Below are 24,715 nucleotides of genomic sequence, written 5' to 3' on the forward strand. Positions count from 1 at the left end.
GGCTGGATCTTGGATTAGCCGGCGCGCTGCTTTTCCGTCGCCTCGCGGTCAACGCTGAGATCGCCGGCCGACAGGACAACGCCGAATTTATCCGCGGCCTCCCGCGAGGTGTAATAGCCCATGGCGACGTCGCGCAGCACCAGATCCGCGTCACGCTCGCGCGGATCGCCATAGCCACCGCCGCCCGGCGTGCCGACGCGCACGCGGTCGCCGGCCTTCAACGGGATGTCCTGCTCCTTGGACAGATGCGGTGGCACATGTTCCTCGCCGTTGCGGAAGACCGTCACCGTGTTGACCGCGCCGTCCCTGCCGCCGAGCGCGCCCTGGGGGCCGAAACGGCCATGATCCATGACGAAGGAAGCGCGCGCCTCGCCGCGCAGGATTTCGACCTCGTAGGCGAGGCCGAAACCGCCGCGATGCCTGCCGGCGCCGCCCGAGCCTTCGCGCAGGGCATAGTGACGATAGAGCACGGGAAAGGCCTGTTCCATGATCTCGACAGGCGGCGACTTGGAAATGCCGATGGTCGAGCAGCCATTGGTCAGGCCGTCATGGTCCGAATTGCCGCCATAGCCGCCGCCCGAGATCTGGTACATGACATAGTCGCGGCCGCGCGACGGATCATTGCCGCCGAGAGCGAAATTGCCGCTGGAGCCGGCCGGGGCCGCCGTCACCTTGTCGGGCAGCGCCTGCACCATGGCCGCGAACACCGCCTCGGCGATACGCTGCGAGACTTCGGCAGCGCAGCCCGAAACGGGGCGTGGATATTTCGCATCAAGGAACGTGCCTTCCGGACGCTTGACGATCAGCGGTTCGAAAGCGCCAGCGCTGATCGGCACATCCGGGAAGATATGACGCATGGCGAGATAGACCGAGGACAAGGTGGTCGCCAGCACGCTGTTCATCGGTCCGGCGCAGGGCTTCGACGAGCCGGTAAAATCGAAGGTCAGCGTGTCGCCCTGTTTCTCCACCGCGAGCGCGATGGTCAGCGGCTCGTTGACCACCCCGTCGGAATCGACGAAGGCCTTGGACCGGTAGGTGCCGTCGGGAATGGCCGCGATATTGGCGCGCATCTGCTCGGCTGCGCGTCGGCGCAGTTCGGCGATCGCCTCGACAACTGTTTCGTCCCCGTAACGATCCAGGATACCGTTGAGCCTATCCTGGCCGATCAGCAGCGCCGCCGCTTGCGCCCTGATGTCGCCGATGCGCTGGTCGGCGACGCGGATGTTGGAACAGATGATGGCGTAGATCTCGGGATCGAGCACGCCCTTCTTGAACAGTTTAACCGGGGGCAGCCGCAGGCCTTCCTGCTCGACAGCTGTCGCCGAAGCGGAGAAGCCGCCTGGCACCGAGCCGCCAATATCCGGCCAGTGACCGGTATTGGACAGCCAGCAGAAGATTTTCCCGTCCCGGTAAACCGGCATTGCGAAGCGCACATCCATCAGATGCGTGCCGCCGAGATAGGGATCGTTGACGATGTAGATGTCGCCGGGCTCCGGCGGCAGGCAACGCCCGTCGGCGATCATCTCGATCACCGTCCTTGTCGAATATTGCATGACGCCGACAAACACCGGCAGGCCCTGGCTTCCCTGGGCGATCAGCGAGCCGTCGACGGCCGAATAGATGCCGTCCGAACGATCATTGGCCTCGGCGATGACGGGTGAGAAGGCGGCGCGGGAAAAGGTCAGGTCCATCTCGTCGCAGACCTGCTGCAACGCGGCCTGGAGGACCGAAAGCGTGATGGCGTCGAGCTTCGCCGTCTCAAGGTCAGGCATCTCAGGCCTCGCCAATGTCGATGATGATGTTGCCGTCGGCGTCCGAGCGTGCGCGGTCGCCGGGTTCGAGGACCGTGGTGGCGTCCATCTGTTCGAGAATCGCCGGGCCTTCGATGACGGCGTCAAGCGGCAGCCTTTCCCTGATATAAACCGGCGTGTCGTGCCAGCGCCCGGCATACCACACCGGCCGGATCTCGCGCCGGGCCTCGTCGAGCGTCTCGGCCCGCCCGGCCGGGTCGATCAGCCGGGACAGGTCGATCGCGGGCCGCACACCGGTGACAGAGGTGTTGAGGTTGACGAGGTTGGCGCGGATTTCCGGCAGCTCGACCTTGAAGCGGGCGAAATAGGCTTTTTCGAACAGGGCTTGCAGCTCGTTACGCATCACCGACGAAGACGGCAGCGGCACGTTGATGATGTGCGTCTGGCCGACGAACTGCATGTCGGCGGAATGCGTGACGCGGATCGTCTCCGGCTTTACCGCTTCCTTGCCTATCAGCTCCTCGCCTTCGATTCGGTGCCGTTCCAATACCGCATGGAGTTGGGCTTCATCGAGCACGGCCACCGGCTGATTGATCGTGTTGACGAAGTCATGGCGCAGATCGGCGACGACGCAGCCGAGCGCGTTGGTGATGCCGGGCCGCGCCGGCACCAGCACCCGCGGCAGGCCGAGTTCGCGCGCTAGCGCCGTGGCATGCAGCGGCCCGGCACCGCCGAAGGCAAACAGCGCGAAATCGCGCGGGTCATGGCCGCGCGACACCGACACCATGCGGATGGCGCCGGCCATCTTCATGTTGCCCAGCCGCAGCACCGCGCCCGCCGCCTCGACGCCCGACAGGCCGGTCGCCCTGCCTATCCTGTCCTCGAAGATGCCGGTGACGTGCTGGACGGTAACCGGGTTTTCGACCGCCAGCAGCTTCTTCGGCGCCAGCCGGCCAAGCACGAGATTGGCGTCGGTGATGGTCGGCTCGAGGCCGCCGCGCCCGTAGCAGATCGGGCCGGGATTGGCGCCGGCACTTTCGGGGCCGATCTGGATCAGGCCGGCCGCGTCGACGCGGGCGATGGAGCCGCCGCCGGCGCCGACCGTGTGCACCGCCACCATCGGCACATGAATCGGCATGGCATATTCGATCTCGATTTCGTTCGAGACCGCCGGCTCGGCGTTGCGGATCAGCGACACGTCGGTCGAGGTGCCGCCCATGTCGTAGGTGACGAGGTTTTCGAAACCGGCGCGCTTTCCGGTATAGGCGGCGGCGATCACGCCCGAGGCAGGGCCCGACATGACAGTCTTGGCTGATTCACGTGTGACGAAGCGGGCCGAGATCATGCCGCCATTGCCATTCATGATCAGGAAATCGCGGGCATAGCCTTTGGCTGCGAGTTCCTTGCGCAGCCGCTCGACATAACGCTCGAGGATCGGCTGCACCGAGGCGTTGACCGAGGCGGTGACGCCGCGCTCGAATTCGCGCGCTTCCGACAGCAGCGCGTGGCCTGCGGTGATGTAGCCATTCGGCCAAAGCTCGGCGGCGATTTCGACGGCGCGCCGCTCGTGCGCGGGGTTGGCGTAGGAATGCAGGAAATGGATGACGAGGGATTCGCAGCCCGCCGCGAGCAGTGCCTTCACCGCCTCGCGCATTTCGGCCTCGTCGAGCGGCGTGCGTACGGTTCCGGAGGCCTCGACGCGCTCCGACACTTCGAGCCTGAGATTGCGCGGGATGATCGGAACGAAGGTGCCGGTCATGCCATAGGCCTGCGGCCGCGTGCGCCGGCCGAGCTCGATCACGTCGCGAAAGCCGCGTGTGGTGATCATGCCGGTTTTCGCCAGCCGGCGTTCGAGCACGGCGTTGGTGGTGGTGGTCGTGCCGTGCACGATCAGGTCGATACCGGCAATGGGAAATCCGGTGGCGCCGAGGGCCGAGACGACGCCGAAGGCCTGGTTGTCGACCGTGGTCGGCGTCTTGGCGATATGCACCTTGCCGCCATCTCGGCCGTCGATCAGCAGCAGGTCGGTGAAGGTGCCGCCGACATCGATTCCGGCTACGACATTTCCAAGGGAACCGCGCGCTTGCGCCGAAAAATTCTCTTTCATCGTCGAAACCCGAAATGCACGGACTACGGATATGGCGCCATTTGGAAAGGTGTTTTAAGCCCGCATCTTGACGCAAATATCGTTTGTATACTAATAAATTCCGGACACAAGAGCTTACACTTCGGAGTGTGTGCCGAGCACCCCGGACCTGAATGGTCCGGAGGCGCGGGAGACGGTTTGGCGCCAACAGCCGAAGGTTGCGCCGGAAGGTTGGATTTTGATGAACACCACACCCGCGCTCGACACCGCCGGCGCCCGTCCGTTGCAGTTCCCCATACCGGCCAATGTCTATGCGGAAACCGTCGTCTCGGTGAAGCACTACACCGACCGGCTGTTCTCGTTTCGCATCACGCGCCCGCAGTCGCTGCGCTTCCGGTCCGGCGAGTTCGTCATGATCGGCCTGCCCAATGCCGAGAAGCCGGTTTACCGCGCCTATTCGGTGGCGAGCCCGGCCTGGGACGACGAGCTGGAATTCTTCTCGATCAAGGTGCCGGACGGACCGCTGACCTCGGAACTGCAGAAGATCCAGGTCGGCGATACCGTCATCATGCGCCAGAAGTCGACCGGCACGCTGGTGCTGGATGCGCTGACGCCCGCAAAGCGCCTGTTCATGATCTCGACCGGCACCGGCATCGCGCCCTTCGCCAGCCTGCTGCGCGATCCCGACACCTACGAAAAATTCGAGCAGGTGATCCTGACCCATACCTGCCGCGACAATGCCGAACTCACCTATGGCCAGGAGCTCGTGGCGGCGCTGGAAAGCGACCCGCTGATCGGCGAACTCACCACTGGACGCGTCACCCTCTACAATTCGACGACCCGCGAAAACTCGGCACGCATGGGCCGCATCACCGCGCTGATCGGCTCGGGCAAATTCTACGCCGACCTCGGCATCGAGAAGCTCGATCCGGAGACGGACCGCATCATGATCTGCGGTTCGATGCATATGCTCAAGGATGTCAAGGAGCTGGCCGAAAGCCTTGGCTTTGAAGAAGGTTCGCTGAGCCATCCGGCGAGTTTCGTCGTCGAACGCGCCTTCGTCGGCTGAGCCTGGGCCGGCTTTCCGCATCCGCGTTTTGACCACGCAGTCAAAAGTCGGCTGCTTTCGCCGCCATTTTCAGATATGACGTGTCGAAAGACTCGTGAAGCGCGACTTCACGGACTATCTTTCGGCATATGTCGCTGAATGGAAGGGCAGGAGATGAGCAGCACAATCCGCGAAGCCGAACTCGGCTCGTCCAAGGTGACGCCGCTGCCCGCGCGTGCCGCCGCCAACACCCACGTTGCGCTGGACCACCGCATCGCGCGCAATCCCGGCATGAAGCTCGACCTCGGATTCATGGAATCGGTGCGCAGCGTCAACCGCTCGGCGCTGGAGCGCCGCGTCGCCAGCCTGACCAAGCGGCGCTCGATCAAGGCCGACAACCAGGCCGCCTGGCTGCTGCGCGCCGTCGCCTGCATGGATCTGACGACGCTGAATTCCAACGACACCGAGGAGCGCGTGCGCCGGCTCTGCGCCAAGGCGCTCAACCCGTTCCGCCGCGACATCGCCGAAGGCCTCGGCATTGCAGGCGAAAAGATCCGCCCGGCCGCCGTCTGCGTCTATCATCCCTTCGTCGCCACCGCGGTCGACGCCCTGCGCGGCACAGGCGTCCATGTCGCCGCCGTTTCCACCGCGTTTCCGCACGGCCTGGCGCCGCTTTCGACCCGCCTGCAGGAGATCGAAGCCTCGGTGAAGGACGGCGCCGACGAGATCGACGTGGTCATTCCCCGCGGCCTGGTGTTCGGCGCCAAATGGCGGGAGCTTTACAATGAGATCGTCTCGATGCGCGCCGCCTGCGGCGATGCGCATCTGAAGGTCATTCTCGGCACCGGCGACCTCGCGACGCTGCGCAACGTCATGCTGGCCTCGATGGTGGCGATGATGGCGGGCGCCGATTTCATCAAGACCTCAACTGGCAAGGAAAGCATCAATGCGACGCTGCCGGTCGGGCTCGCCATGGTGCGCGCCATCCGCGCCTATTTCGAGGAGACCGGCTATCTCATCGGCTTCAAGCCGGCGGGTGGCATTTCCACCGCGAAGGCCTCGCTCGACTGGCTGGTGCTGATGAAGGAAGAGCTTGGCCGGCCCTGGTTGGAACCGGAGTTGTTCCGGTTCGGCGCTTCGAGCCTCTTGACCGATATCGAGCGGCAGCTCGAACATCATCTGACCGGGCACTATTCGGCCAACCACCGCCACGCGATGGCTTGAGCACCAAGGGTCAGGGCTTTGAACGTGGAGTTCCTTCGCGCCCCCCTCTGTCTTGCCGGACATCTCCCCCACTTGTGGGGAGATTGGCTGGCATCGACGATTTCGCCAATTGCCAACGCTGCAAAATGGCGGCTGACAGACGTGACGTCCGATCTCCCCCCTCGTGGGGGAGATGTCCGGCAGGACAGAGGGGGGCGCGAAAGAACACCTCCCAAGACAGTTATCTGGAGCCATCCATGAACATTCTCGAACGCTATCACGCCATGGAGTACGGCCCGGCGCCGGAAGCCCGCAACGAGGCGGACGCCTGGCTGGCCGCGCGCGATTTCGGCAAGGCGCTGTTCATCGGCGGTGACTGGAAAGCCGCTTCCGGCGGCAAGACTTTCGAGACCAGCGACCCCTCTTCCGGCAAGCTGCTGGCAAAAGTGTCCGACGCCAATGCGGCCGACATCGACGCGGCGGTCGCGGCGGCCGCCAAGGCGCTGCCGAAATGGTCGGCCTCCTCGGGCTATCAGCGCGCCAAGGTGCTTTACGCCATCGGCCGCGCCATGCAGCGCCATCAGCGCCTGTTCGCGGTGCTGGAGTCGATCGACAATGGCAAGCCGATCCGCGAGAGCCGTGACATCGACGTGCCGCTGGCCATCCGCCATTTCATCCACCATGCCGGCTGGGCGCAGGCTCTGGACAGGGATTTCCCCGGCCACAAGGGCGTCGGCGTCGTCGGCCAGATCATCCCGTGGAATTTCCCGCTGCTGATGCTGGCCTGGAAGATCGCGCCGGCGTTGGCCGCCGGCTGCACCGTGGTGCTGAAGCCGGCCGAGTTCACGCCGCTGACCGCGATCCTGTTTGCCGAGATCTGTGAGCGTGCCGGCGTGCCGAAAGGCGTCGTCAACATCGTCCAGGGCGGGCCCGAAGCCGGCGCTGCGATCGTCAATCATCCCGGCATCCAGAAGATCGCCTTCACCGGGTCTTCGGAGGTCGGCAAGATCATCCGCAAGGCCACGGCCGGCTCGGGCAAGAAGCTGTCGCTGGAGCTCGGCGGAAAGTCGGCCTTCATCGTCTTTGAGGACGCCGATCTCGACAGCGCCGTCGAGGGCCTGGTCGATGGCATCTGGTTCAACCAGGGCCAGGTCTGCTGTGCGGGCTCACGGCTTCTGGTGCAGGAGGGGATCGCCGACGCCCTGATCGCCAAGGTCAAGACGCGGATGAGCCGGCTGCGTGTCGGCAGCCCGCTGGACAAGAACACCGATATCGGGCCGCTGGTCGACCTGACCCAGCTCGACCGCGTCAAGGGCCTGATCGCCGAAGGCGCCAGGCAAGGGGCCATCTGTTGGCAGCCGGATGCAACGCTTCCGTCGTCCGGCTACTACCATCTGCCGACGCTCGCCACCGGCGTTGCGCCGGCTAACATCCTTGCGCAGGAAGAAGTCTTCGGCCCAGTTCTGGCGACAATGACATTCCGCAACACCGAGGAAGCGATCGAGCTTGCCAACAACACCCGCTACGGGCTTGCGGCAAGCGTGTGGAGCGAGAACGTCAACCTCGCGCTCCATGTCGCGCCGCAGCTGAAGGCCGGCGTGGTCTGGGTCAACGGCACCAACATGTTCGATGCGGCCTGCGGCTTCGGCGGCTACCGGGAGAGCGGCTTCGGGCGCGAAGGCGGGCGCGAGGGCATGTTCGAATATCTCAGCGCCAAACTTCCGCTCGGCCCGGTGATCAAGCCGGCGACGCTCTCGGCACAACCCGTCGAGCAAGCTGATGGCGATGCCATCGACCGCACGGCCAAGCTGTTCATCGGCGGCAAGCAGGTGCGGCCCGACGGCAATTACTCGCTGGCGGTAGCCGGCGCCAAGGGCAGGCTGGCCGGCGAGGTCGGTCTCGGCAGCCGCAAGGACATCCGCGACGCGGTGTCGGCGGCTCGTGCCTGCAAGGGCTGGCCGGAGGCGACAGCCTACAACCGCTCCCAGGTGCTCTACTACCTGGCCGAGAACCTTTCCGGCCGCGCGGGCGAGTTCGCCGCCCGTCTGACCGAACTGACCGGGGCCACGTCCAAGGTGGCGCGGGACGAAGTGGAGCAGTCGATCGAGCGGCTGTTCCTCTATGCCGGGCTTGCCGACAAGTTCGAGGGCCGCGTGCACCAGCCGCCGGCGCGCGCTGTGACCCTGGCGCTGCACGAGCCGGTCGGCGTCGTCGGCATCGTGGCGCCCGATACATCGCCGCTGCTGGGGCTGATCTCGCTCATCGCGCCGGCGCTGGCCATGGGTAACACGGTGGTCGCGGTGCCTTCCGAACGCTACCCGCTGCTGGCCACCGATCTCTACCAGGTCATCGAATATTCCGACGTTCCGGCCGGAGCTATCAACATCGTAACCGGCCGCACGACCGAACTCGCCGCCGTGCTGGCCAAGCATGACGATGTCGACGGGCTGTGGGTGTTTGCCGATGCCGAGACCTGCGCCAAGGCCGAAGCCGAGTCGATCGGCAACCTCAAGCGCGTCTGGAATGGCAATGGCCGCGGCCTGGACTGGGCGTCGAGCGAGGCGGCCGGCGATGCTTTCCTGCGCAGGGCCGTCGAGGTCAAGAATGTGTGGGTGCCTTACGGCGACTAGAGCAAGTCCCTGGGCATGGGGGCTTTCCAGTATGGCGTGCGGGCTTGACGCCCGGATGTGTGTTCTTTAACGAGAAAAAACATCTTTATCGGTGGGCCGAGCAGCGTTCAGGCCGCACAATGACGGCTGACTGGCCCATGACTTCGTGGCCTGCGGTCGATAGACGCGAACCCAGGCGGGCGAGGAGAAGAGCATGGCGCATCTGGCAGGCAAGGTCGTCGTCGTCACGGCGGCGGCGCAAGGCATCGGCAAGGCAAGCGCGCTGGCCTTCGCCAAGGCCGGGGCCACAGTCCACGCCACCGACATCAACGAGACGCTGCTTTCCCAACTCGCCGGAACGCCCGGGATAAAGACCCGCAAGCTGGATGTGCTCAACGACGAGGAGGTCAACGCGGCGTTCGCTGCGATCGGCACCGTCGACGTGCTGTTCAACTGCGCCGGCTTCGTCCATGCCGGCTCGATCCTCGAAATGAAGGACGGCGATCTCGATTTCGCGCTGAACCTCAATGTCCGCGCCATGGTCCGCACCATTCGCGCCGTGCTGCCCGGCATGCTGGAGCGTGGCGATGGATCGATCATCAACATGGCTTCGCTGGCAAGCTCGACCAAGGGCGTGCCGAACCGCTTCGTCTACGGCCTGACCAAGGCCGCCGTGATCGGGCTGACCAAGGCGGTCGCCGCCGATTATGTCGGCAAGGGCGTACGCTGCAATGCCATCTGCCCCGGCACGGTCGAGAGCCCATCGCTGCAGGACCGCATGCATGCGCAGGGCGACTACGAAGCAGCCCGCGCCGCCTTCATCGCCCGCCAGCCGATGGGCCGGCTGGGCACCCCGGAGGAAATCGCCGACCTCGCCGTCTATCTGGCCGGCGCCACCTACACGTCCGGGCAGGCCTACAACATCGACGGTGGCTGGTCGATCTAGGCGCAAGCCTGGATCGCGGCGGCGGATCAGGGTGCCGGCTCGGACAAAATCGCTTTGAAGACCAGGACATCTCAAGCAGGCCGGTCTGGAGTGGACCTGTTCCAGGGGTCTGAAAATCTCGGCTCGCCCGACAGACGACGCGGCATCGGCTTGCCGGGCCGCGCGCCACTGGCTAGGTTCCCCGCTGCAACGGCGACGCGAATTTGTAACGGCTTTCGGCCGCAATCAGGAGGATATGCATGAAACTGCTGCGCTATGGCGAGGTGGGAAGCGAGCGCCCCGGTCTGCTCGACGAGGACGGAACCATCCGCGATCTCTCCGCTCACGTCAGCGACATCGCCGGCACCACGCTGCATCCGGCCTCGCTCGAGATGCTGGCGAAGCTCGATCCGAAATCGCTGCCGGCGGTTTCCGGCGGGCCGCGCATCGGCGCCTGCGTCGCCGGGACCGGCAAGTTCATCTGCATCGGCCTCAACTATTCCGACCATGCCGCCGAAACCGGCGCCACCGTGCCGCCTGAGCCGATCATTTTCATGAAGGCGAGTTCGGCCATCGTCGGGCCGGATGACGACGTGCTGATCCCGCGCGGCTCGGTCAAGACCGACTGGGAGGTCGAGCTCGGCGTGGTCATCGGCAAGACCGCCAAATATGTCAGCGAGGCCGATGCGCTGGACTATGTCGCCGGCTATTGCGTTTCGCACGACGTTTCCGAGCGCGCCTTCCAGGCCGAGCGGCAGGGCCAGTGGACCAAGGGCAAGAGCTGCGACACTTTCGGACCCATCGGCCCGTGGCTGGTGACCAAGGACGAGGTGCCGGATCCGCAGAATGTCAAGATGTGGCTGACCGTCAACGGCAAGACGATGCAGGATGGCTCGACCAGGACCATGGTCTATGGCGTCGCCCATCTGGTGTCCTACCTCAGCCAGTTCATGTCGCTCCATCCCGGCGACATCATCTCCACCGGCACGCCGCCCGGCGTTGGGCTCGGCATGAAGCCGCCGGTGTTCCTGAAGGCCGGCGATGTGGTGGAACTCGGCATCGAGGGCCTGGGCCAGCAGAAGCAGACGTTCAAGGCGGACGCGTAGGCGTAGCTTCTACCTTCTCCCCTTGCGGTGTCCGGAAGGAGGAGAAGGTTCGCGCCTTTCCTCTCCCCCGTCGATCGGGGGAGAGGTGTCGAGCGCAGCTCGACGGAGTGGGGGTCGACTGCTCGGCGATGGACAAGATACTCGCTGGGTTATGCCTGCCTTTCAATGTTTCCGCTTGCAGGAGGCGGCTTCCCCCACTCCGTCGCCGCTTCGCGGCGCCACCTCTCCCCCTCCGGAGGGAGAGGAAAGAAGGAGCGCCGGCGATGCTACTTCAACACCTTCCCATCGGCTCCGAACCGATAGGTCTTCGCCGGATCCGGCGTCGCATAGAGCGTCGCGCCGGGCTGGGCGTCGTAGACACCGAAAATCCGCACCGTGATCAGCCCGGCCTTTTCGCAATCGAGATAGAGGTTGGTGTCGGCGCCGAGATGCTCGGCATGGACCACTGTCCCCTTCCAACTGCCTGACTTGGGATCGACTGTCAGGTGTTCCGGCCGCACGCCGATGGTCTTGGCCGTCTCGCCGAGGCGGGCACCGTCGACGAAATTCATCTTCGGCGAGCCGATGAAGCCGGCGACGAATTCGTTTGCCGGCGAATTATAGAGCTCCATAGGCCCGCCGATCTGTTCGATCCGGCCGGCGTTGAGCACGACGATCTTGTCGGCCAGCGTCATCGCCTCGACCTGGTCGTGGGTGACGTAGATCATCGTCGCCTTCAGCCGTCGGTGCAGTTGCGCGATCTCCAGCCGCGTGTTGACGCGCAGCGCCGCGTCGAGGTTCGACAGCGGCTCGTCGAACAGGAACAGCTTCGGTTCGCGCACCACGGCGCGGCCGATGGCGACGCGCTGGCGCTGGCCGCCGGAGAGTTCGGCCGGGCGCCGCTCGAGATAGGGTTCCAGCGACAGCATCGACGATGCGATGCCGATGCGCCGCTCGATCTCGGCCGCGGGCGTGCCCGCCTGCTTGAGGCCGAGGCCCATATTGTTCCTGACCGACAGATGCGGATAGAGCGCGTAGGTCTGGAACACCATGGCGATGCCGCGCTTGGCCGGCGGCGTGGCGGAGACGTCCTGGCCATCGATGACCACGCGGCCCGAGGTCGAATCCTCCAGCCCGGCGATGACCCTGAGCAAGGTCGACTTGCCGCAGCCGGAAGGCCCGACGAAGACGACGAACTCGCCGTCCTTGACCTCGAGGTCGATGCCCTTCAGCACCTCGACGGGCCCGAAAGCCTTTCTCACATTCTCGATGTTCAGCGAACCCACGGCAGTCCTCCAAATTCATAGGGAAGCACGAAAGCACCCCCCTCTGGCCTGCCAGCCATCTCCCCCTCAAGGGGGGGAGATGGCAGCTTCGAACTCTGGCGCTCTTCTCCGGCGATGATAGTTGGCGAAAGCCGTGCCGCTATGTGATCTCCCTCCTTGAGGGGGAGATGGCCGGCAGGCCAGAGGGGGGCATCGTAGAGTCCGGCCCTGTCCGATTTTCTGGTCACAGCCGCACCGCCTTTCCGCTGCGCACGCTCTCGTCGGCGGCGAGGCAGACGGCAAGCGACTTCACCGCGTCGTCCATGTGTTTGGTCAGATCCAGATCCTCGCGGATCGCCTTCAGCAGGAAGGCCTGTTCGAGGTCGCAGAGGTCCTGATGTCCGGGTTCGCCTTCCATCGACAGCATCTCGTCCGGCTTGGCGAATTTGCCGTCCGGGCCGGTCTGCGCGCTGTGCAGGCGGATGGTCGAGGTCTTGGTGTGGGTGTCGATGTCGTCGGACTTTACGCCTTCCTTCATGACGATGGACACGCAGCCCTTGGGCGAGATGACATCCTTCACGAAGAAGGCGGTTTCGGAAATCATCGGCCCCCAGCCGGCTTCGTACCAGCCTACCGATCCGTCATCGAACAGCACCTGCAGGTGGCCGTAATTGTACATGGACGGCGCCACCTCCTCGGTCAGCCGCACGCCCATGCCGCGCACCTCGACCGGCCTGGCGTCGGTGATCTGCAGCATGACATCGAGATAGTGGACGCCGCAGTCGACGATCGGCGAGGTCGTCTGCATCAACTGCTTGTGCGTCTCCCAGGTGTGGCCCGAGGATTGCTGGTTGAGGTTCATGCGGAAGACGTAAGGGCCGCCGAGCTTGCGCGCCTCGGCGATCAGCCTGATCCAGGACGGATGATGGCGCAGGATGTAGCCGATCACCAGTTTCCTGCCATTGGCCTTGGCCGCCGCCACGACGCGTTCCGCATCCGCGACCGTCGTTGCCAGCGGCTTCTCGACGAAGACATGGCAGCCGGCCTCGAACGCCTTCACAGCATAGTCGGCATGGCTGTCGGAATAGGTGGCAATGCAGGCGACATCAGGCTTTTCGTCGCGCAGCGCCTCGTCGAAGGAGCGCCTGATGCCGTAGCCGGAAAGCCCGTCAGGCATCGGCACATCGGAACGGTTGATCAGGCCGGCGATCTCGAAGCCCGGATTGGTATGATAGGCCAGCGCATGGCTGCGGCCCATATTGCCGAGCCCGGCAACGACAACGCGAAGGGGTTTTGATGAACTCACTTGACGGCTCCGGAGGTGATGCCGCGGATCAGCTGCCGCGAGAAGATGACGTAGAGGATCAGCACCGGCATGATCGCCAGCGACAGTGCCGCCAGGATGGCGTTCCAGTTGGTGACGAACTGGCCGAGGAAGAGCTGCGCGCCGAGCGTTACCGTCTTGGTCTCTTCCGAGGGTGCCAGGATCAGCGGGAACCACAGATCGTTCCAGATCGGGATCATGGTGAAGACCGCGACCGTGGCCATTGAAGGCCGCACCAGCGGCAGCACGAGTCGGAAGAAGATGGTGTATTCCGACAGGCCGTCGATGCGGCCGGCATTCTTCAAATCGTCGGAGACCTGCTTCATGAATTCCGACAGGATGAAGACGGCGAGCGGCAGGCCTTGCGCGGTATAGACCAGGATCAGCGAGGTCAGCGTGTTGACCAGCCCGCTCGCCACCATCAATTGCAGGATGGCGACAGTGCCGAGCCGGATCGGGATCATGATGCCCAGCGCCAGATAGAGCCCCATCATCGTGTTGCCGCGAAACCGGTATTCCGACAGGGCGAAGGCGGCCATGGCGCCGAACAGCAGCACGAAGAACAGCGAGGCGACGGTGACGACGAGGCTGTTCTGGAAATAATGGATGAAGTCGCCCTGGCCGATCACGGTGGTGTAGCCGATCAGGTCGAAGGTCTTGGACGTCGGTGGCGTCAGCGGCGCGCCGAAGATGCCGGCGCGGGACTTGAACGAGTTCATGATCACCAGGATCACTGGGGCAAGCGCGATCGCCGTGTAGGTCAGCAGGATCGCGTGGGCGCCGATGGTGCGGGGGAGCGATCGGGTGGCGGTGCTCATGGGAAGGACTCCTGACGCATGCTTCCCAAGAATGGCGTCCAGGCACCCCCCTCTGTCCTGCCGGACATCTCCCCCTCAAGGGGGGAGATTGGCAGCTTGAGGCTCGACGCCTTTTCTTGGACGCCGAGGATTGGCGCAGGCGATCGTGCCATCCGATCTCCCCCCTTGAGGGGGAGATGGCCGGCAGGCCAAAGGGGGGTGTTCAGCCGTGACATATCGCCCCTCAGAACTGGTAGCGACGCAGGCGCGTCTGGACGAGGAAGAGGTAGACGCAGACGCCGCCGAGGATGATCAGGAACATCATCGTGGCGATGGCCGCGCCCATGTTGGGGTCGCCGGTCTGCAGCTGGAAACCGAAGAAGGCGCGGTAGAGGAAGGTGCCGAGGATGTCGGTCGAGTAGTTCGGCCCGGCGAGCGCGCCCTGCGCGGTGTAGATCAGGTCGAAGGCGTTGAAATTGCCGACGAAGGTGAGGATCGAGATGATGCCGATGGATGGCAGGATGAGCGGCAGCTTGATCTTCCAGAACTGCGACAGGCCGGTGATCCCATCGCATTCGGCCGCCTCGATCACCTCTTCGGGGATCGACAGCAGCGCCGCGTAGATCAGCATCATCGGGATGCCGACGAATTGCCAGACCGAGATGAGGCTGAGCGCGGTCAGCGCGTATTGTTCCTTGCCCAGCCACGGGGTGAACAGGCTTTTCAGCCCGACCAGATCCATCAGATGCGGCGCCACGCCCCACAGCGGCGACAGGATCAGCTTCCAGGCGAAGCCGACGATGACGAAGGACAGGATGGTCGGCACGAAGATCGCCGTGCGGTAGAAGGCGGCGAACCTCAGCCTCGGGCTGGACAGCAGGGCCGCCAGCATGACGCCGATCGGGTTCTGCACCAGCATGTGGATGATGAAGAACCAGGTGTTGTTCCTGAGGGCGTTCCAGAAGCCCACCGACCAGTTGGGATCGCCGAACAGCGTGCGGAAATTGGCCAGCCCGGCGAAGACCTGGTGCTGCTCGATGTTGCGGAACAGCGACAGCTGCAGCGTGCCGGCCAGCGGCAGGATCATGATCGCCGTGTAGACCAGTACCGCCGGCGCCAGGAAGACGGCGATGTGCCAGCGAAACGGTCTTTTCGGTCTGATGTCTGCGGCCATGGGTTCGGTTCCCGCTAGTCAGGTCTTGGCAACTGCTTTCGAGGACGGCGCTGCCCCTCACCCTTACCCTCTCCCCGTGAGGAACGGGGAGAGGGGGTCGTCGGCGTTGCAGCGCTTCCTTCTCCCCGTCACTCTACGGGGAGAAGGTGCCGGCAGGCGGATGAGGGGCGGCGCTGTCGTTCGCGGTCGATGCAATCGAAAAACGCGGGGCCGTCCGATTTGGGACGGCCCCGCCATTGCCCTAGCTGTTACTTCGCCGGCTTGTACCAGCTGTCGAGACCCGTCTGCAGCTTCTTGGCCGCGGCTTCCGGCGTGTCGGTGCCGTTGATGACGTTGGCCGATTCAACCCAGGTCTCGTTCTCGAGGTTCGGCGTGCCGCGCGACAGGATCTGGTAGGTCGAGCGGATCGTCGACTTGCACTTGCCGCGCCAGGAGACGAATTCCTGCGCCAGCGGGTCTTCCATCTTCACCGGCGAGGAATTCAGGCTGAAGAAGCCCGGCAGCGCGTTGGCGTAGATGGTGGCGAAATCCGGCGAGGCTACCCAGGACAGGAAGGTCTTGGCCGCATCGGCGTTCTTCGACGCTGCATTCAGGCCCATGCCGATGTCGGTATGGTCCGAGATGTAGCAGGTGTCGCCGGCCTTCTCGACCGGGGGCGGGAAGGCGCCCATCTTGAACTGGGCCTGGGTGTTGAACAGGCCGATTTCCCACGAGCCGGCCGGATAGATGGCGGCGCGGCCGAGCGTGAACAGGTTCTGGCTGTCCGGATAGGTCTGGGCCTCGAAGCCGTCGCCCAGGTAAGGCTTCCACTTGGCCAGTTCCTCATACGGCGCGACCCAGTCCTTGTCGGTCAGCTTCTGATCGCCCTTGATCAGCGCCGCGCGGCCATCTTCGCCCTTCCAGTAATTGGGGCCGATGTTCTGGTAGCCCATGGTCGCGGCTTCCCAGAGGTCCTTGGTGCCCATCGCCATCGGAACATAGGTGCCGTCGGCCTTGATCTTGTCCAGCGCGGCGAAGAACTCGTCGCGGGTCTCCGGCACCTTGATGCCGAGCTTGTCGAAGGCATCCTTGTTGTAGATGAAGCCGTGGATGACGGAGGCCATCGGCACGCAGAAGCTCGCCTTGCCGTCGTCGGTCTGCCAGGCGGACTTTGCGACGGGCGAGAAGTTTTCCATGCCGGGCAGCGCCGAGAGGTCGGCGAGGTTGCCCTTCTTGAACAGTTCGAGCGACTTGTCGAACGGGCGGCAGGTGATCAGGTCGCCCGCCGAGCCGGCAGCGAGCTTGGCGCCGAGGGCTGCGTCATACTCGGTTGGAGCCGATGGCGCGAACACCACCTTGATGCCGGGGTTCTTGGCTTCGAAGGCGGGGATCAGCTTGTCCTTCCAGATGGCCAGGTCGTCGCCGCGCCAGCTTTCAATGTTGAGCGTTACGTCGTCGGCATAAGCCACCCCGGCGGAGCCGAGAATGCTGGTGCCCAGAAGCAGTGCCGTGAGTAGTTTCCCAGTCGATCGTTTGGTTGTCATGCTCAGTCTCCCTGTTGACCTTTTTCAGGTTCGGTTTTGATGAGATCGGGGGCAGTGCGCCCCTTGCTCCCCTCGAAAGCCCGTTTCACCCCGATGGAAACCGGGATGAAACAGGGCTCTATTCCTTTGTTCGGGCATGATCTTTTCCGAAGAGCGGTTTCCACTTTTCGGGATCATGCCCTAGCGCGGAAAGGGCCGGCCGCAGCTTGTGGCCAGCCTCTTCCAGTATCTTCTCGGCCGCATCGGCGCTGTCGGCGCCGGCGGCGAGCAGAATGGCTGTCTTGACCGCGCCGCGGCTTCTCTCGAGCAGCCGGGCCGCCTCGTCCTTGCCGCGCCCGGTGATGGCGGCGACGATCCGCGCCGCGCGATCGCGCAGCTTGATGTTGTCGGCCGTGAGATTGACCATGTAGCCGTCATGGACATGGCCGAGATGGATGGCGGTCAATGTCGACAGCATGTTGAGCGCGATTTTCTGGGCGGTGCCGGCGCCCATGCGCGTCGAGCCGGCAATCACCTCCGGCGGCGTTTCGAGCAGGATGGCAGTCTGGGCCTCGCGGAGCAGCGCCGAATCCCGGTTGTTGGCGATGCCGATGGTGGCGGCCCCTCGGCGCGCGGCCTCCTCGACGGCTCGGACCGCGTAGGGCGTCGTGCCGCTGGCGGAAATCGCAATCAGGCAATCGCCCTCGCCGATGCCGGCATTGGCGACCGCTGTTGCCGCCTCCTCGCCATCATCCTCGGGTCCGCCGGCCAGGGTCCTGAAAGCCTCGTCGCCGCCGGCGATCAGGATGGCGATGCGATCGCGACGGATGCCGAATGTGCCGGGCAGTTCCAGGGCATCGGCCAACGCCATCAGGCCGGAGCTGCCGGCCGCCGCATAGGCGAGCTTGCCGCCGCTGCTCAGCCTGGCCGCGATGATTTCGGCGGCAATGACGATCGACGGAATGGCGTTGCGGACGACCTTCGCGGCCTCGACCTGCGCGTCGGCGAGATGGGAAAGGATGGCGTCGGGCGCCTGGATGTCCAGCCCCGTCGCATTCCGTGAAGCGCCTCGGTGCGCGTTTCGGCCATCCGCTTTCCTCCGATCGAGAAACAATACCAAAAAAATACCACTTGTCCACACGCATTAATGACTCGCGGCTGGCGGGATCAGCGATCGCGCCAAAATCGCAGTTTTTTCAATCAAATACGTCTTAATCTTTTTGAAACGGAAATTAATCCTTGGCTATTGGTATTTTATTGGTATTATCCACTCCGAGGAGACAATCCGTGACTTTCGTGCTCGGTATCGACGGCGGCGGCACAAGCTGCAGGGCGGCGCTGGCAACGGCGGACGGCACTGTCTTGGCTCGCGCCAGAAGCGGCGCCGCCAACATCCGCACCGATCTCACCGGCGCACGGGCGAACATCGTCGAAGCCGCGCGCCAGGCGTTCATCGCCGCCGGGCAGGATCCGGAGCAGATCGCGAAGACGCCAGCCATTCTCGGCCTCGCCGGCGCCAATGTCGGCACCTACCGGCAGCAGCTCGAAGCCATCCTGCCGTTCAGCACCAGCCGCGTCGAGACCGACGCCGAAATCGCGCTCGAAGGGGCTGTAGGATCCGGTGACGGCGCCATGGCGATCCTCGGCACGGGTACCGCCTACATGGCGCGCAAGAACGGCAAATCGCGCGCCATCGGCGGCTGGGGCTTCCAGGTCGGCGACCAGGGCAGCGGCGCCCGCATCGGCCGCGACCTGCTCGAACAGACATTGCTTGCCTATGATGGCGTCCGCGAAGGCTCGCCATTGACCGACGCCATGATGGCCACCTTCCGCAACAATCCTGAGGACGTGGTCGAATTCACCACCAATGCGAAGCCGGGCGATTTCGGCGGCTTCGCGCCCAAGGTGTTCGAGCACGCCGAAAAGGGCGATGCCGTCGCCAACTGGATCGTCGACCGGGTGGTCGCCGATGTCGAAGCCTCGCTCGGCGCGCTCGACCTTGCCGATGACGCCCCGCTCTGCCTGCTTGGCGGACTGGCGCCGCTCTACGCGCCGCGCCTGTCGGCGCGCTATCGGGCGCTGCTCAAGCCGCCGCTCGACGACGCCCTGGGCGGCGCGGTGCAGATGGCGGTCCGGTTTTTCGCCAACGGTGCGGAGGCGGTTCGATGAGCGATGCCGCCGAGCAGATCTTCGCCACGCTGAAACAATCCTCGCAAAGCGGCGCGCCGCTCTACCTGCAGCTTCGCAAGAGCATCGAGGACGCCGTCAATCGCGGCCTGATCGGCCCGGGCGACGCGTTGCCGTCCGAGCGCGACATCGCCAGCAAGGCCGATATTTCGCGAGTCACCGTGCGCAAGGCGGTGCAGGACCTGGTCAAGGGCGGCATACTGGTGCAGCGCCATGGCTCCGGCACCTTCGTGGCGCCGCGCATGGAGCGCGTCGAGCAATCGCTGTCGCGGCTGACCTCCTTCACCGAGGACATGGCAAGGCGCGGGATGGCGGTGCGATCGGCTTGGCTCGACCGCGGCCTCTACGCTCCCTCGCCCGACGAGATGATGGTGCTCGGCCTGTCGTCGAACGAACTGGTGGCGCGCGTGGCGCGCCTACGCATCGCCAACGACACGCCGCTGGCGATCGAACGCGCCTCGCTGTCGGCCAGCGTGCTGCCCGACCCGGCCGACATCGGGTCCTCGCTCTATGCGGCGTTGCAACTGAGCGGCAATAGGCCGGTGCGGGCGGTGCAGCGCATCTCCGCCGCCAATCTCGGCGACAGCGACGCGCGCCTCCTCGAGGTGCCGTCCGGCATCGCCGGGCTGCATATCGAGCGCATTTCTTATCTGGCGAGCGGCAAGGTGATCGAGTTCACCCGCTCCATCTACAGGGGCGATGCCTACGACTTCGTCGCCGAACTGCGGCTGACGGGGCCAGGCGACGAGGGCCGAGCATGAGTGCAGCGACGACGGAAATCACCCATATGCGGCGCGAGATCGAGGAGATCCCGCAAGCCGTTGCCCGCCTGCTCGACGGTTCCGGCGCCGTGCTGGCCGAGGCGGGGCGCGGCATCCGCCAACGCGATCCGAACTTTATCGTCACGGTGGCGCGCGGCTCGTCCGATCATGCCGCCACGTTCATGAAATACGCCGTCGAGCTGACCGCCGGCCTGGCCGTTGCCTCAGTCGGTCCCTCCATCGCATCCATCTATGGCAAGAAGCTCCGGCTCGGCGGCTCCGCGTGCCTGGCGATCTCGCAATCGGGCAGAAGCCCCGATATCGTCGCCATGGCGCAAGCGGCACGTGCCGGCGGCGCGCTGACCATCGCCATCACCAACAATGCCGATTCGCCGCTGGCGCGTGCCTCCGATCATGCGATCGACATCCTGGCCGGGCCCGAGCGCAGCGTCGCGGCGACCAAGACCTTCATCAATTCCGCCGTCGCCGGCCTCGCCCTCATGGCCCATTCCACCGGCGACGATGCGTTGCTTGCGGCCCTTGCCCAATTGCCCGAACATTTCGGCAAGGCCATCGCCTGCGACTGGATGAGCGTGCTGGCCGAGACGATCGAGAAGCAGCAGTCGCTGTTCATCCTCGGCCGCGGCCCGTCCGCGGCAATGGCCAACGAGGCGGCGCTGAAATTCAAGGAGACTTGCGGCATGCATGCCGAGGCCTACAGCGCCGCCGAGGTCATGCACGGCCCGCTGGCGCTGATCGGTCCCGATTTCCCGGTGCTGGCGCTGGCCGCGCGCGATGCGTCCGAACCGTCCGTCGCCGAGGCCGCCGACAGGCTGGCGGCCAAGGGCGCGCCGGTGTTCGTCACTTCGGCGCTCGCCGATCGCGCGGTGCGGTTGCCGCACGTCGCCACCGGCCACCCGCTGACCGATCCGCTGGCGCTGATCGTTTCCTTCTACATGTTCGTCGAGGCCTTTGCCCGCCATCGCGGCCTCGACCCCGACACCCCGCCCAATCTTCGCAAGGTCACGGAGACGGTATGAGCGATCGCTTTGCCCTGACCGGCGCCAGGATATTCGACGGCGACGACTGGCACGAAGGCCACGCGCTTGTGGTGCGCGACGGCCTCGTCGAGGCCATCCTGCCCACGGGCGCCATCCCCTCCGACATTCGCCTCGTCGACACCGGCGGCGGCATGCTGGCGCCGGGGTTCGTCGACATCCAGGTCAATGGCGGCGGCGGGGTGATGCTCAACGATCATCCCGATGTCGCCTCGATCGAAACCATCTGCAAGGCGCACGCGTCTTTCGGCACGACGGCGCTGCTGGTGACGCTGATCACCGACACGCCCGCCATCACCGCCGCTGCCGTCGCCGCCGGCGAAGCCGCCATGTCGAGGCGGGTGCCGGGTTTCCTCGGCCTTCATCTCGAAGGGCCGCATCTGTCGATCGCCCGCAAGGGCGCGCATGATCCGGCGCTGATCCGGCCGATGCTCGACCCCGACCAGGCGGCGCTGATCGCGGCGCGGCAGAAGCTGCCGGTGCTGCTCACCACCGTCGCTCCGGAATCCGTCGATCCGGCGCGCGTTTCGGCCTTGGCCAAGGCCGGCGTCATCGTCAGCCTCGGCCATTCAGACACCGGCTACGCCGTCGCAAGCACTTTTGCCGCGGCCGGCGCCAGCGTGGTCACCCATCTGTTCAATGCGATGAGCCAGATCGGCAACCGGGAGCCGGGCCTCGCCGGAGCGGCCATCGACATCGGCGCGTTCTCCGCCGGGCTGATCGCCGACGGCATCCATGTCGATCCCGCCACCATCAGGATCGCCCTGCGCGCCAAACAGGGACCGGGCAAGATCGTGCTGGTCACCGACGCCATGGCGACGATCGGCACCGACATGACGTCGTTCACGCTCAACGGCCGCACCGTCTACCGCCGGGACGGGAGCCTCAGGCTTGCCGACGGCACGCTGGCGGGCGCCGACCTCGACATGATCTCAGCCGTTCGATATGTCCATCGAATTATCGGCCTGGACCTGTCGGAAGTTTTGCGCATGGCCTCGCTCTATCCCGCGCAAGCGATCGGCCAGTCGCACAGGCTGGGGCGCTTCGCCAACGGCACCGCGGCGGATATTGTCGAGCTGTCGGATAGTCTCGACATCAGGGGCGTCTGGATCGGCGGCGACAAGGTGTTCGGGGCCGACGCTTCAAGCCAGGGACTGTAAAGACGCTGGACCGCAAATGAGCGGGCTGGCGGCGTCCGTCTCAAGCGAACGTCATGAAACCTTTTGTTTTCGAGGCCGTTGTCGGGACGCATGTCCGACGCGAAGCCCAGGTCGAAACCGGCCGCCGCCATCAAGCGGCGCGGCGCTGGCAAGCCGCGCCAGAAAAAGTCGCGTCGAACGCCGGTTGACGAGAGGCCGCGCGACGCGGTCCCGCCGGAAAAGACTCCACGCGACAAGAAGGCTGCGGCCGTCGAAGCCGCGGCGGCCGAGGTCATCGGCGAGGCGGCACCGCCCCCGGATGTCGTCGAGCCCGAATCGCAATTGACGCCCGAGCAGGCCGAACAGGCGCGCAAGAAATACCTGCTGCGGCGGTTCTGGATCAGCGGGCGCGGCTATTGGAGCCGGCATGGCGACAAGCTGTCCTGGCCGCTGACGATCGGTCTGCTGGTCCTGATTTGCGTCAATGTCGGCTTCCAGTACGGGATCAATGTCTGGAACCGCAACATCTTCGATGCCATCGAAAAGCGCGACGCCAACACGGTCTATTTCCTGAGCGCCGTGTTCGTGCCGCTCGTGCTCGGCAGCATGAGCCTTGTCGTCGCGCAGGTCTATCTGCGCATGACGATGCAGCGCCGCTGGCGGTCCTGGCTGACCACGTCGGTCATCGCGCGCTGGCTCGCCAACGGCCGCTACTACCAGCTCAATCTCGTCAAGGGCGACCACCAGAATCCCGAGGCCCGGCTCTCGGAAGACCTTCGGGTCGCCACCGAATCCCCCGTCGATTTCGTCGCCGGGGTCATCAACGCTTTTCTCTCGGCCTCGACCTTCATCGTCGTGCTGTGGACCATCGGCGGTGCGTTGAGCTTCACCTTGGCGGGCTCGACCTTCACCGTGCCCGGCTTCCTCGTCATCACCGCCGTCATCTATGCCGCGATCACCTCGACCTCGATGTTCCTCATCGGCCGCGATTTTGTCGCGCTCTCCGAAAAGAAGAACCAGGCGGAAGCCGAATTCCGCTACGTGCTGACACGGGTGCGGGAGAACGGCGAGAGCATCGCGCTCCTGGGCGGCGAGGAGGAAGAAAGGAGCGGCATCGACAAGACCTTTGGCGGCGTGCTCCGGCAATGGGCGCGGCTGACCGGCCAGCACATGCGCACGGCGGTGGTCTCGCAAGGTTCGAGCCTGTTTGCGCCGGTCGTGCCGGTTCTGTTGTGCGCACCGAAGTTCCTCGATGGCTCGATGTCGCTTGGCCAGGTCATGCAGGCGGCTTCCGCCTTCGCCATCGTGCAGGGCGCCTTCGGCTGGCTGGTCGACAACTACCCGCGCCTGGCAGACTGGAACGCCTCGGCCCGGCGCATCGCCTCGCTGATGATGTCGCTCGACGGGCTGGAGCGCGCCGAACAGAGCAATGATCTGGGGCGTATCAGACATGGCGAGACCAAGGGCGATGCGATGCTTTCCCTCGATGATCTGTCCGTGACGCTCGACGACGGCACTTCGGTGGTCAAGGAAACCGAAGTGGTGGTCGAGCCGGGCGAGCGGGTGCTGGTTTCGGGCGAATCCGGGTCGGGCAAGTCGACGCTGGTGCGGGCGATCGCCGGCCTGTGGCCATGGGGAAGCGGCAGCGTCGATTTCCATCCCGACAGGCGGTTGTTCATGCTGCCGCAGCGGCCGTATATCCCTTCGGGCACGCTACGCCGCGTCGTCGCCTATCCTGCGGCGGCGGATAACTGGACCATCGAGCAGATCAAGGCCGCTCTCGACAAGGTCGGTCTGCGCCATCTCGCCGGACAGATCGAGAAAGACGCGCCGTGGGACCAGACATTGTCGGGTGGCGAGAAGCAGCGAGTGGCCTTTGCACGCCTGCTGCTGCACTGCCCGGACATCGTCGTGCTGGACGAGGCGACGTCGGCACTCGACGAAAAGAGCCAGGACCAGATGATGCAAACGGTGATCCGCGAATTGCCCGAAGTCACCATCGTCAGTGTGGCACACCGCGCCGAGCTGGAGGCCTTTCACACGCGCAAGATCACGCTCGAGCGACGCAAGGGCGGCGCGAAACTGGTCAGCGACATCGACCTCGTGCCGCGCAAGCGCAACCTGCTGCAGCGCGCCTTGTGGGGATCGGGCACGCGGGCTGAAAACCCGCGTAAGCTGAAGTGAAGCAACGCTTTCCCGGGATCGTGCTCCGGTGCGCTCTCAGGAAGCGTAGAGATCCTTGTAGGTTTCTCGCAAGAGATTCTTCTGCACCTTGCCCATGGTGTTGCGCGGCAGTTCGTCGACAAAGATCACCCGCTTCGGATGCTTGTACCTGGCCACGCGTTCGGCGATGGCGTCGAGGATTTCGGCGGCGGTGATGGTCGAGGCCGGCGTCCGCACGACGATTGCGGTGACGCCCTCGCCGAAATCCGGATGGGCGACGCCGATGATGGCGCTCTCCATGACCCCGTCGAGCGCGTCGATCTCGCTTTCAAGCTCCTTGGGATAGATGTTGTAGCCGCCCGATATGATCAGGTCCTTGCCGCGCCCGACGATGTGGACATAGCCGTCCGCGTCGACGAGACCGAGATCGCCTGTGATGAAGAAGCCGTCGGCGCGGAATTCCGCCTTGGTCTTTTCCGGCATGCGCCAGTAGCCGCCGAAGACGTTGGGTCCCTTGACCTCGATCATGCCGATCTCGCCCTGGGCCAGTGGCCGGCCACTATCGGGATCCGCGATGCGCAGCGCGACCCCCGGCAAGGGGAAGCCGACCGTCCCGGCCCGCCTTTCCCCCTCATAGG

18 protein-coding genes and 1 pseudogene are annotated in these 24,715 nt (G+C 65.0%); 10 read left to right on the forward strand and 9 right to left on the reverse strand.

Annotated elements, in window-relative coordinates:
- Positions 1–14: 14 nt before the first annotated feature.
- Together WC739_RS03510 and WC739_RS03515 are read right to left on the reverse strand one after the other, a co-directional pair.
- Positions 15–1,772 (reverse strand): hydantoinase B/oxoprolinase family protein, encoded by a 1,758-nt coding sequence (locus tag WC739_RS03510; protein WP_372951629.1) that lies wholly within the window; start codon positions 1,770–1,772, stop codon positions 15–17.
- 1 nt (position 1,773) lies between these two features.
- A complete protein-coding gene (locus tag WC739_RS03515) occupies positions 1,774–3,858 on the reverse strand; it encodes a hydantoinase/oxoprolinase family protein (protein ID WP_372951630.1) in 2,085 nt (694 codons plus the stop codon).
- A 220-nt stretch (positions 3,859–4,078) separates the two neighbouring features.
- Between WC739_RS03515 and WC739_RS03520 the strand changes: the two genes are divergently transcribed.
- From WC739_RS03520 to WC739_RS03540, 5 genes are all read left to right on the forward strand, one after another.
- A complete protein-coding gene (locus tag WC739_RS03520) occupies positions 4,079–4,906 on the forward strand; it encodes a ferredoxin--NADP reductase (RefSeq protein WP_372951631.1) in 828 nt (275 codons plus the stop codon).
- Positions 4,907–5,059: 153 nt separating this feature from the next.
- Complete coding sequence (deoC, locus tag WC739_RS03525) at positions 5,060–6,109, forward strand: deoxyribose-phosphate aldolase (protein WP_372951632.1); 1,050 nt, start codon at positions 5,060–5,062, stop codon at positions 6,107–6,109.
- 236 nt (positions 6,110–6,345) lie between these two features.
- The gene (locus WC739_RS03530; RefSeq protein ID WP_372951633.1) at positions 6,346–8,718 is read left to right on the forward strand and encodes an aldehyde dehydrogenase family protein; all 2,373 of its coding nucleotides are present in this window, start codon (positions 6,346–6,348) and stop codon (positions 8,716–8,718) included.
- A gap of 193 nt (positions 8,719–8,911) precedes the next feature.
- A complete protein-coding gene (locus WC739_RS03535) occupies positions 8,912–9,643 on the forward strand; it encodes an SDR family oxidoreductase (protein WP_372951634.1) in 732 nt (243 codons plus the stop codon).
- Positions 9,644–9,882: 239 nt separating this feature from the next.
- Complete coding sequence (locus tag WC739_RS03540; protein ID WP_372951635.1) at positions 9,883–10,728, forward strand: fumarylacetoacetate hydrolase family protein; 846 nt, start codon at positions 9,883–9,885, stop codon at positions 10,726–10,728.
- Positions 10,729–10,994: 266 nt separating this feature from the next.
- On the opposite strand, the gene WC739_RS03545 is transcribed toward WC739_RS03540, so the two are convergent.
- The 6 genes and pseudogenes from WC739_RS03545 to WC739_RS03570 all read right to left on the reverse strand — a co-directional run bounded on the left by WC739_RS03545 (position 10,995) and on the right by WC739_RS03570 (position 17,858).
- A complete protein-coding gene (locus WC739_RS03545; RefSeq protein WP_372951636.1) occupies positions 10,995–11,993 on the reverse strand; it encodes an ABC transporter ATP-binding protein in 999 nt (332 codons plus the stop codon).
- A gap of 223 nt (positions 11,994–12,216) precedes the next feature.
- Positions 12,217–13,278 (reverse strand): Gfo/Idh/MocA family protein, encoded by a 1,062-nt coding sequence (locus WC739_RS03550; RefSeq protein ID WP_372951637.1) that lies wholly within the window; start codon positions 13,276–13,278, stop codon positions 12,217–12,219.
- Positions 13,275–14,114 (reverse strand): carbohydrate ABC transporter permease, encoded by an 840-nt coding sequence (locus WC739_RS03555; RefSeq protein ID WP_372951638.1) that lies wholly within the window; start codon positions 14,112–14,114, stop codon positions 13,275–13,277. The genes WC739_RS03550 and WC739_RS03555 overlap by 4 nt, the downstream gene beginning before the upstream one ends.
- 223 nt (positions 14,115–14,337) lie before the next feature.
- Positions 14,338–15,267 carry a carbohydrate ABC transporter permease gene (locus tag WC739_RS03560; protein WP_372951639.1) on the reverse strand — a complete coding sequence of 310 codons (930 nt, stop codon included), beginning with the start codon at positions 15,265–15,267 and terminating at the stop codon, positions 14,338–14,340.
- A 248-nt stretch (positions 15,268–15,515) separates the two neighbouring features.
- Positions 15,516–16,790: an ABC transporter substrate-binding protein gene (locus WC739_RS03565; RefSeq protein WP_372951640.1), complete on the reverse strand. Its 1,275-nt coding sequence runs from the start codon at positions 16,788–16,790 to the stop codon at positions 15,516–15,518.
- A gap of 118 nt (positions 16,791–16,908) precedes the next feature.
- Positions 16,909–17,858: pseudogene (locus WC739_RS03570) on the reverse strand (N-acetylmuramic acid 6-phosphate etherase).
- 198 nt (positions 17,859–18,056) lie between these two features.
- Here WC739_RS03570 and WC739_RS03575 point away from each other — a divergent pair.
- The 5 genes from WC739_RS03575 (at position 18,057) to WC739_RS03595 (ending at position 24,098) form a co-directional block, all read left to right on the forward strand.
- Entirely contained in the window at positions 18,057–18,938 is an 882-nt protein-coding gene (locus tag WC739_RS03575; protein ID WP_372951641.1) for a BadF/BadG/BcrA/BcrD ATPase family protein, read from the forward strand.
- Complete coding sequence (locus tag WC739_RS03580; protein WP_372951642.1) at positions 18,935–19,717, forward strand: GntR family transcriptional regulator; 783 nt, start codon at positions 18,935–18,937, stop codon at positions 19,715–19,717. The genes WC739_RS03575 and WC739_RS03580 overlap by 4 nt, the downstream gene beginning before the upstream one ends.
- Positions 19,714–20,757, forward strand: coding sequence for an SIS domain-containing protein (locus WC739_RS03585; protein ID WP_372951643.1), 1,044 nt, complete (start codon positions 19,714–19,716; stop codon positions 20,755–20,757). Before WC739_RS03580 ends, WC739_RS03585 begins: the two co-directional genes overlap by 4 nt.
- Positions 20,754–21,935: an N-acetylglucosamine-6-phosphate deacetylase gene (gene nagA, locus WC739_RS03590; protein WP_372951644.1), complete on the forward strand. Its 1,182-nt coding sequence runs from the start codon at positions 20,754–20,756 to the stop codon at positions 21,933–21,935. The genes WC739_RS03585 and nagA overlap by 4 nt, the downstream gene beginning before the upstream one ends.
- Before the next feature lie 90 nt (positions 21,936–22,025).
- The gene (locus tag WC739_RS03595; protein WP_372951645.1) at positions 22,026–24,098 is read left to right on the forward strand and encodes an ABC transporter ATP-binding protein/permease; all 2,073 of its coding nucleotides are present in this window, start codon (positions 22,026–22,028) and stop codon (positions 24,096–24,098) included.
- 36 nt (positions 24,099–24,134) lie between these two features.
- Here the strand turns inward: WC739_RS03595 and WC739_RS03600 are convergent.
- A partial coding sequence (locus WC739_RS03600; protein WP_372951646.1) for an AMP-binding protein occupies positions 24,135–24,715 on the reverse strand: 581 nt, incomplete at its 5' end.

The sequence above is a fragment of the Mesorhizobium sp. genome (assembly GCF_041661565.1).
In the GTDB taxonomy this organism is placed as follows: domain Bacteria; phylum Pseudomonadota; class Alphaproteobacteria; order Rhizobiales; family Rhizobiaceae; genus Mesorhizobium.